Origin of the sequence: Marinobacter sp. bablab_jr003 (genome assembly GCF_016464245.1) — a bacterium.
Lineage (GTDB): Bacteria > Pseudomonadota > Gammaproteobacteria > Pseudomonadales > Oleiphilaceae > Marinobacter > Marinobacter vinifirmus.
This window is the reverse complement of the sequence record NZ_JADARC010000061.1, coordinates 1-6,593: the sequence shown is the minus strand read 5'-3', so window position 1 is coordinate 6,593 and position 6,593 is coordinate 1. Positions and strand designations below refer to the sequence as shown.

The following is a 6,593-nucleotide window of genomic DNA, read 5'->3' as shown; positions in this document are numbered from 1 at the left end:
GTCACCCTTGAGGGCGGCTAGGGCAACTTTGGACTTGAACGATGGGCTGTATTGCTTGCGTTTCTTGCTCATGATTCTCCTCCTTGTGGAGATGATGAATCAGAGCTTAGGCACCTGTCCAAATTTCGGGGTCCACTTCAGTATCATTGAAATAAAAACTGCTAGGATTTGGTGAACTGAAAGACGAGCTGTGTGTCACAGCGTTGAACCTTTACAGCTTGGTGCTTGGAATCAGGATGACCGCAACAACCCGCCAATTTATTTCCGCGCTGCTATCACTGCTTCTGGTGATAAGCGGGCCGGCATTGGCTATGTCCAAAATAGCGGACAGCGACGCGGACACTGCGATGCCGGATTGTGGTTCCATGATGATGGCTCAGGCTGAGAGCGCCGGCTCCTCAACAGATACTGAAACGGATTGTTCCTCAGCCCCTGACATGGCCTGCCCGAGCGCCAGTGGGCTGATCAAATGCGGGGTCAGCGTCAGCGTTGCCCTGTTACCGGGGGATTCCATCGGTTTTACCGATACGGGCTCCCACCCGGTATTGACCGCACGATCAACCTTCTACCAGGATCCGTTCCTGGCCTCTATTACGCCTCCTCCAGAACACCACTCCTGAGTTTTAACCCGGATTTTTGCCTCTAGGAGGCAAGCTCTTTAACGTTAATTCTTACAACAAAGTCTCGTACTTCCGTCCATCCGTAACGAGACTTTAACTGGAGTAAATCAAATGCGTAATTCAAAACTCAAGCTTACCGTAACCGCCGCCGTTCTGGCAGGCAGTGTTGCCCTCTTCTCTGCCGTTGCCCACGGCGAAGGCGCCGGCATGATGGCCGGACACTCCGAGCAGAATGGCATGATGTCCTCGCAAGGCACGGAGGGTATGGGCGGCATGATGGGGATGATGAACATGATGTCCGATATGTCCCCTGAAGACCGTAAAGCCATGACCGCAGCGTGCATGAAGATGATGCAGGCTCATGGTGGCGATGGCATGAAAGACAAAGACACCGGCACCAAATAACCATTTGGACACCCTCATGAACTGAAGCTATGGGCCGGGGATGCATGTGCATCCCCGAGCCCTGCACTGCATATAAGCGATTCCAACCGAGGATTTTCCATGAAGACCATGAAACTCGCCCTTTATACGGGTATAGCCGCTGTCGTTATCGGCGCTGGCGCCACCTTGGCCATCCAGGCCAACGAATCTGACCAGTCATCGGTTGCGCAAGCCGAGAGTGGAAAGACAGTTCAGGCCATCACCATTTACAAGAGCCCCAATTGCGGTTGCTGCCAGGACTGGGCCGAGCACCTCGCGGCCAATGGCTTTGAGACCCGCATCGTTGAAACCGACAACCTCAATGAAATCAAGCAAGAGTACGACGTACCCCGAGATATGGCGTCCTGCCACACTGCGCTGATCGGAGACCTGGTGATTGAGGGCCATGTGCCGGCCAATGACATCGTCGCCTACCTTGAGGACCCGCAGTTCAATACGATTGGGCTATCAGTGCCGGGCATGCCCCATGGCACCCCCGGCATGGAAACCGGCCGGAAGGACGATTACCAGGTCATCGCTTTTAATGCCAATGGCAAGCAAGGTGTTTTCCGTGAACACAAGGATTACTGAGGTCAGCCCCATGAAAACGATGGTTTACCGCCTGAATTCTGGCGTTTCCAGGCTTTTCCTGTTCGCGTTGGTTGCCGTCATGCCGGCCCTGGTTCAAGCCGAGTCTGCGAATGATGCCCAAGCAGTGAAAGCGCTGGCGACTGACTCCTCCGGCGCCCTGCTGGTGCTTCGGGATAGCGGCCTGCTTGTTCTTGATGATAAGACTGCCGCCGACATCCCGCTGCCACCGTCCGATTCCGGCGCTCAACCCCGTTCCATGGCAAAGGGCGCGGACGAACGCCTGTACCTGGCAGGGCCAGGCCTTGGCATCTGGCGCTATGAGTATGCTAGCGAGCGCTGGCATTCCCTCAATGACACCCTGCCGGATCTCGGAATCACCGCCATTGCCGCCCACGCCACCCAACCGGAAACGCTCTACGCCTATCTTGGTGAAGGTGGCATGTTCCGATCCAGGGACGGCGGTGGCGAATGGGTGAAGGTTGACGGTGGACCCCGGGAGCCGGTGCAGGCGTTCCTGCACTCGGATATGCCCGGCAGCATGGAAAGTGGCTGGCTGTTCGCGGGCACCACCCGTGGTGTGGCCCGTTCCATGGACTGTTTTTGCTTCTGGGGCGATGCCGGCGAATTGCGAGGGGCGGTGACGGCCATTGATTACGATCCTTCGGCCCCGGAGAACGTCTACGCCGTAATCGAGGGGCAACTTCACCACAGTTCTGACGGCGGCGAAACCTGGGTTGGCCTTGAAATACCCCAGGCAATCACCGCTCTGACATTCTCACCCAAGGAAGGACTCGTGGTGGGCACGGAAAACGGAGACCTGCTTTCGCGGAACGCCTCTGGCGAATGGGTGCCTGTTCATGAATAAGTGGTTTGTCCCGCTGGTCTTGCTCGTTGCCCCGGCCCTTCTGATGGCCGGTGGCGCGCCACCAAACAGCGACAGCTTGCCGACCGAAGTGGCCAAGGGTCGCCAGATCTACGAGCAATACTGCGCCGCCTGCCACGGATGGCAGGGTGAAGGTGCGGCCAACTGGAACAAACCGGATGAGAAAGGCGAAATGCCCCCGCCACCACACGATGAGACCGGCCACACCTGGCGCCACAGTGATGCCATGCTGTTCAGGATGATTGCCGAGGGATGGCGGCATCCCTTCAACAAAACAGATCGGCTGGCTATGCCAGCATTTGAGGACACCCTCACCGACGAGGAAATTCAGTGGGTGATCGAGTACCTGAGAACACTATGGACAGACGACCAGCGCCGCTATCAACAGAACGAAAGTCAGGACATTAACCAGGCCGAGAGCCCCTCCTGACTTCTCACGGATACCAGACAACACTCCTTTAAATCTCGGTAACTCGAAAATGTCGTTGAAGCAGCACTTCAATAAATGGTCATGGTTATTCGGTATAGCCGGTTTCAGTCTGGTGGTCGCTGCAATTTTCGTGTTGCCGCAGTACCTGAAGCCTGATCTGGATGCCGGTGTCACTTTTTACGCCACCGAGGGATGCGCACCTTTTGAAGGTCAGTGTATCGGGCGAAAGGGCGATCAAACCATCACAGTCGGCTTAGGTAATGAAGCCATCGAATCGATGACAGAGATTCCCATTCGTGTGCGTCTCGATAACATGACAGCAGACTCCCTGATCGGGGATTTCGAAGGGCTTGAAATGTACATGGGCGTGGTCCGCACCCAGCTGCTACCGAATGCCCAGGGTGTTTACCAGGGAACCATTACCCTGCCGGAGTGCGGTACCGGCAAGATGCTATGGCGGTCGAGGGTTATCATCGACAACGACCCTTCCAGTGAAGGTATCAAATTTGATTTCTGGGCAGTTTAACGGACTTACAAAACTTAGGGGACTAAATTCCTGATCTTGCAACCTGGGGAATTGGCGCCGCGTTTGCCATCGGCTGGACACCCTGTATAGGCCCCATACTCGGGGCCATATTGGCGCTCAGCTCCACGCATGCCAATGCTGAGGCGGGCATGCTGTATCTGGCGGCGTATTCGTTGGGGTTGGCTCTTCCTTTTCTCGGAACCGCCCTGTTTATTGAACACTTTCGGCAACGAGTACGCTGGCTCAGTCGCTGGAGTAGACTGCTGAGAGCGCTTGCTGGCTTGGTGCTCGTTGTAATGGGAGTAATGGTGCTCACCGGTCGGATGACACTCTTTGCGTCGTGGATGTTGTCGACGTTTCCGGTTCTCGGAAGGCTTGGTTGAGCTTCCTACAGCCAAACTACAGGGAACGGTCCATGGCTTCATGCTCAAATACTGCGTATAAACAGGTTTCATGAACAAATGGGGCCGCTATTTCGTTAACTAATGGCTTTGCATTGCCGAACCATTGAAGCGGCTCATTGTTCTTCAGGACTGAATTAAAAACCGGTTCGCAGTGGAGGATCTTGAACGTTCGCTTTTGTTTAATAGCGAACAGAACATGCCTCAGACGATCATCCGGGGCGGAACGAGCTTTGCGAGCACGGCGATGGTCTTGGCCGATGGTTTCCTTCCGGGTGACCGAGCGCACTTCCACAGAGATTGCCGGCGCTATGGCCGAGAATCCGGGCCTGCAGCTCGTGCTGACGTTCTTCAGCGGCAAGCTGACGGCGATACGCCCGGGAAAACAGTTTTTTCAGGTAATGTGGAGCGCTTTAAGTTTGTCGCTGGTGATATCGAAGCGGCTGGCTGGAGGTGCCAGGTCACAAAAATTGGCACAGATATGTCACATATTCGTCACAGGGAAGTTTGGCGGCCCCAAATGCAAAAAAGGCAGACCAGTAAGCAACTGATCTGCCTTTCTTTTTTATGGTAGCGGGGGCAGGATTCGAACCTACGACGGTTATGAGGAGGACGCTCATAGGAACATATATTTTGTTCTAAATTGTGCTTTTTTGCCATAAATCGTGCAGTTATCTATAGTTTCAAGAACATTGGTAGATGCGCGAGACACCGATTAATGACTATTAATGGCACTCAAGATTGGCACAGCGTTGAACCCCAAGCCACCGACAATACGACCGTAAGGCAACCAACCCCACAATACGACACTCTTCATACCTGGGCCAAGGATGCTCAACTATCGGAGGTATTCGAGCTTACCGCCTTGACCTTCGGATTCAGCAAGCACTTTACAGTTATCGGCAACCTAAACCAAGAGCTGTCCCACCCAGAATCCTTAGAGATTCTTGCTGCCTGGTCCAACAACCCCCTCGTTGCGCTCCTTTCAGATCTTCGCCAAGCCTTCACTGACTCCTCAGATATCGCTATCGAGTTCCCCGCACTACCCCACGCAGGAAACTCCGATCAGACAAAGAAAAAGCTGCGTGACTTGGGTGCCAGTATTGAGAAAAGACACTTCTTACTCTGCCTAATCGTTAACCCACTCGCTATCGCGAATACCGAAGAGCAATACGCTCTTAGGCGAGCCTTACGCATTTGGCTCATAGTGCAAGCGCTGGATCACGCAGCCAACAGACGCTGCCTGAGCGACAAACGCATCCAGAAAGTCGCCAGCTTTTTGACCCAAAACACACACCACAACAATTGGCTTATCATCGATAAAACACTTGAACGTGCCAAGCGCCATGTTGCTCTGCAACCGTTCACCTTTGATCGATTCACTCTAGCCCTCAGAAACGCCGCCAATGAGTTGTTCGTCCAGTCTCAAGACGCCAGCGCCCAACGGTTTTTAAACTCCCTCGTTTTAATCTGTGAAGGCAACTGCGAGCCCAATGATTTAGAAAATGTGGCGCAGCCTTTCTTCCACGCACCCTTGGCCATATTCTCTCGCAACCGACTCCCCGAAACGCAACAACTGAGTGACTACCAATTCCAATCACTGGATCTGCTTGACGCGCCCAATGACGAATCTGACGAAAACTCTGAAGAAGCCCTTCTCTACACAGTCAATGCCGACGACCCACCTGAACGGCAGCGGCTCACTGGCCAGAGCATCTTGCTTCAGACAACGGAGCTGTCTCACTACTTACCCTGGAGCTGGGATAAGCCACTACCGCCCGAACTGCAATCTCTGAATGCATGGATAAACCAACTACTCACATCAAACAACCAGCTTGACCGCTTAGGAGCGGCCGTTGTTTGGTTGGCCACCCGACTCTCGCGCTCGTTACCCTTTACACTGGAACTTGCGATTTCTTCTACCACACAAAATGAATGGGCTTTGATGCCCGATTTTTCAGTCGCTCATCGCCACTCACCCAAAAGGCATCATTCTTGGGTTCCCGACCAGAATGCGATTCAATGCATTGAGCCGTTTGAGTCATCTTTATCGCTCAAAATACCCGGCGTTGTTCAGCAAGCGCTCAATGGCGCCTTCGAGTCCGCAGTCAACAGTAATCACTCCCTTTACAATCTATGGTTTCAGCTCTCTGGCGAAACTCCAGAAACCTGGTTCAACCGACACGCCAAAGACCACTTCCCAAGACTAACGAGCGCAAAACTTGCCAACGCTCACCCCCAACAAGTCTTCAATCTCACATCCGACCATTCGTTTGCACGACTCAGTGCTGCCCACCCTAGAGCGGCACTCCCTGCTGCCTGCGGGTACGCAAACTGGGACATTAAGGCCGTCGAGAACGGTTTCAACCTTGAATTAAGTGGCAGCGATAAAGCGGGGGACTCAAGAGTCAACGTACTCGGGAGCCTGCTAGCTCCATTAGAATCGTTGCTTATTGATCAAATATCTCAAGCCACTCAAGCCCTAAACGATACCCAATGGGACAGCCCTCTTAGCTACCACAATGCCTTGGCACGCTATTGCGTTATGGCACTTTATGCTGCAACCGGTTGCCGTCATCTGAAGTGGACCCCGAAATTTGGACAGGTGCCTAAGCTCTGATTCATCATCTCCACAAGGAGGAGAATCATGAGCAAGAAACGCAAGCAATACAGCCCATCGTTCAAGTCCAAAGTTGCCCTAGCCGCCCTCAAGGGTGAC

The 6,593-nt window shown here is 53.7% G+C and carries 9 protein-coding genes; all 9 read left to right on the top strand.

The genetic code is table 11. From position 1 onward, the window contains the following. The first annotated feature begins 311 nt into the window (after positions 1-311). The 9 genes from H3Z84_RS06850 (at position 312) to H3Z84_RS06810 (ending at position 6,494) form a co-directional block, all read left to right on the top strand. Positions 312-620 (top strand): hypothetical protein, encoded by a 309-nt coding sequence (locus tag H3Z84_RS06850; RefSeq protein WP_228285638.1) that lies wholly within the window; start codon positions 312-314, stop codon positions 618-620. A 111-nt stretch (positions 621-731) separates the two neighbouring features. Further along, complete coding sequence (locus tag H3Z84_RS06845; protein ID WP_094625679.1) at positions 732-1,025, top strand: hypothetical protein; 294 nt, start codon at positions 732-734, stop codon at positions 1,023-1,025. A 99-nt stretch (positions 1,026-1,124) separates the two neighbouring features. Next, on the top strand, positions 1,125-1,634 hold the full coding sequence (locus tag H3Z84_RS06840; protein ID WP_094625678.1) for a DUF411 domain-containing protein: 510 nt from the start codon (positions 1,125-1,127) through the stop codon (positions 1,632-1,634). Between the two features lie 10 nt (positions 1,635-1,644). Continuing rightward, the gene (locus tag H3Z84_RS06835; protein WP_053115571.1) at positions 1,645-2,499 is read left to right on the top strand and encodes a WD40/YVTN/BNR-like repeat-containing protein; all 855 of its coding nucleotides are present in this window, start codon (positions 1,645-1,647) and stop codon (positions 2,497-2,499) included. Beyond that, positions 2,492-2,947 (top strand): c-type cytochrome, encoded by a 456-nt coding sequence (locus H3Z84_RS06830; RefSeq protein ID WP_011784882.1) that lies wholly within the window; start codon positions 2,492-2,494, stop codon positions 2,945-2,947. The genes H3Z84_RS06835 and H3Z84_RS06830 overlap by 8 nt, the downstream gene beginning before the upstream one ends. Before the next feature lie 49 nt (positions 2,948-2,996). Beyond that, entirely contained in the window at positions 2,997-3,473 is a 477-nt protein-coding gene (locus tag H3Z84_RS06825; protein ID WP_199456939.1) for a hypothetical protein, read from the top strand. Positions 3,474-3,499: 26 nt separating this feature from the next. Next, positions 3,500-3,856: a cytochrome c biogenesis CcdA family protein gene (locus H3Z84_RS06820; protein WP_223268841.1), complete on the top strand. Its 357-nt coding sequence runs from the start codon at positions 3,500-3,502 to the stop codon at positions 3,854-3,856. A gap of 293 nt (positions 3,857-4,149) precedes the next feature. Then, entirely contained in the window at positions 4,150-4,425 is a 276-nt protein-coding gene (locus H3Z84_RS06815; RefSeq protein WP_152521804.1) for a hypothetical protein, read from the top strand. A gap of 167 nt (positions 4,426-4,592) precedes the next feature. Next, positions 4,593-6,494 carry a hypothetical protein gene (locus H3Z84_RS06810; protein WP_199456938.1) on the top strand — a complete coding sequence of 634 codons (1,902 nt, stop codon included), beginning with the start codon at positions 4,593-4,595 and terminating at the stop codon, positions 6,492-6,494. The last annotated feature ends 99 nt before the right edge of the window (positions 6,495-6,593 follow it).

Coding starts and splice junctions, on each gene's coding strand:
- H3Z84_RS06850 (WP_228285638.1), top strand. CDS start 312: ATGTCCAAAATAGCGGACAGCGACGCGGACACTGCGATGCCGGATTGT.
- H3Z84_RS06845 (WP_094625679.1), top strand. CDS start 732: ATGCGTAATTCAAAACTCAAGCTTACCGTAACCGCCGCCGTTCTGGCA.
- H3Z84_RS06840 (WP_094625678.1), top strand. CDS start 1,125: ATGAAGACCATGAAACTCGCCCTTTATACGGGTATAGCCGCTGTCGTT.
- H3Z84_RS06835 (WP_053115571.1), top strand. CDS start 1,645: ATGAAAACGATGGTTTACCGCCTGAATTCTGGCGTTTCCAGGCTTTTC.
- H3Z84_RS06830 (WP_011784882.1), top strand. CDS start 2,492: ATGAATAAGTGGTTTGTCCCGCTGGTCTTGCTCGTTGCCCCGGCCCTT.
- H3Z84_RS06825 (WP_199456939.1), top strand. CDS start 2,997: ATGTCGTTGAAGCAGCACTTCAATAAATGGTCATGGTTATTCGGTATA.
- H3Z84_RS06810 (WP_199456938.1), top strand. CDS start 4,593: ATGACTATTAATGGCACTCAAGATTGGCACAGCGTTGAACCCCAAGCC.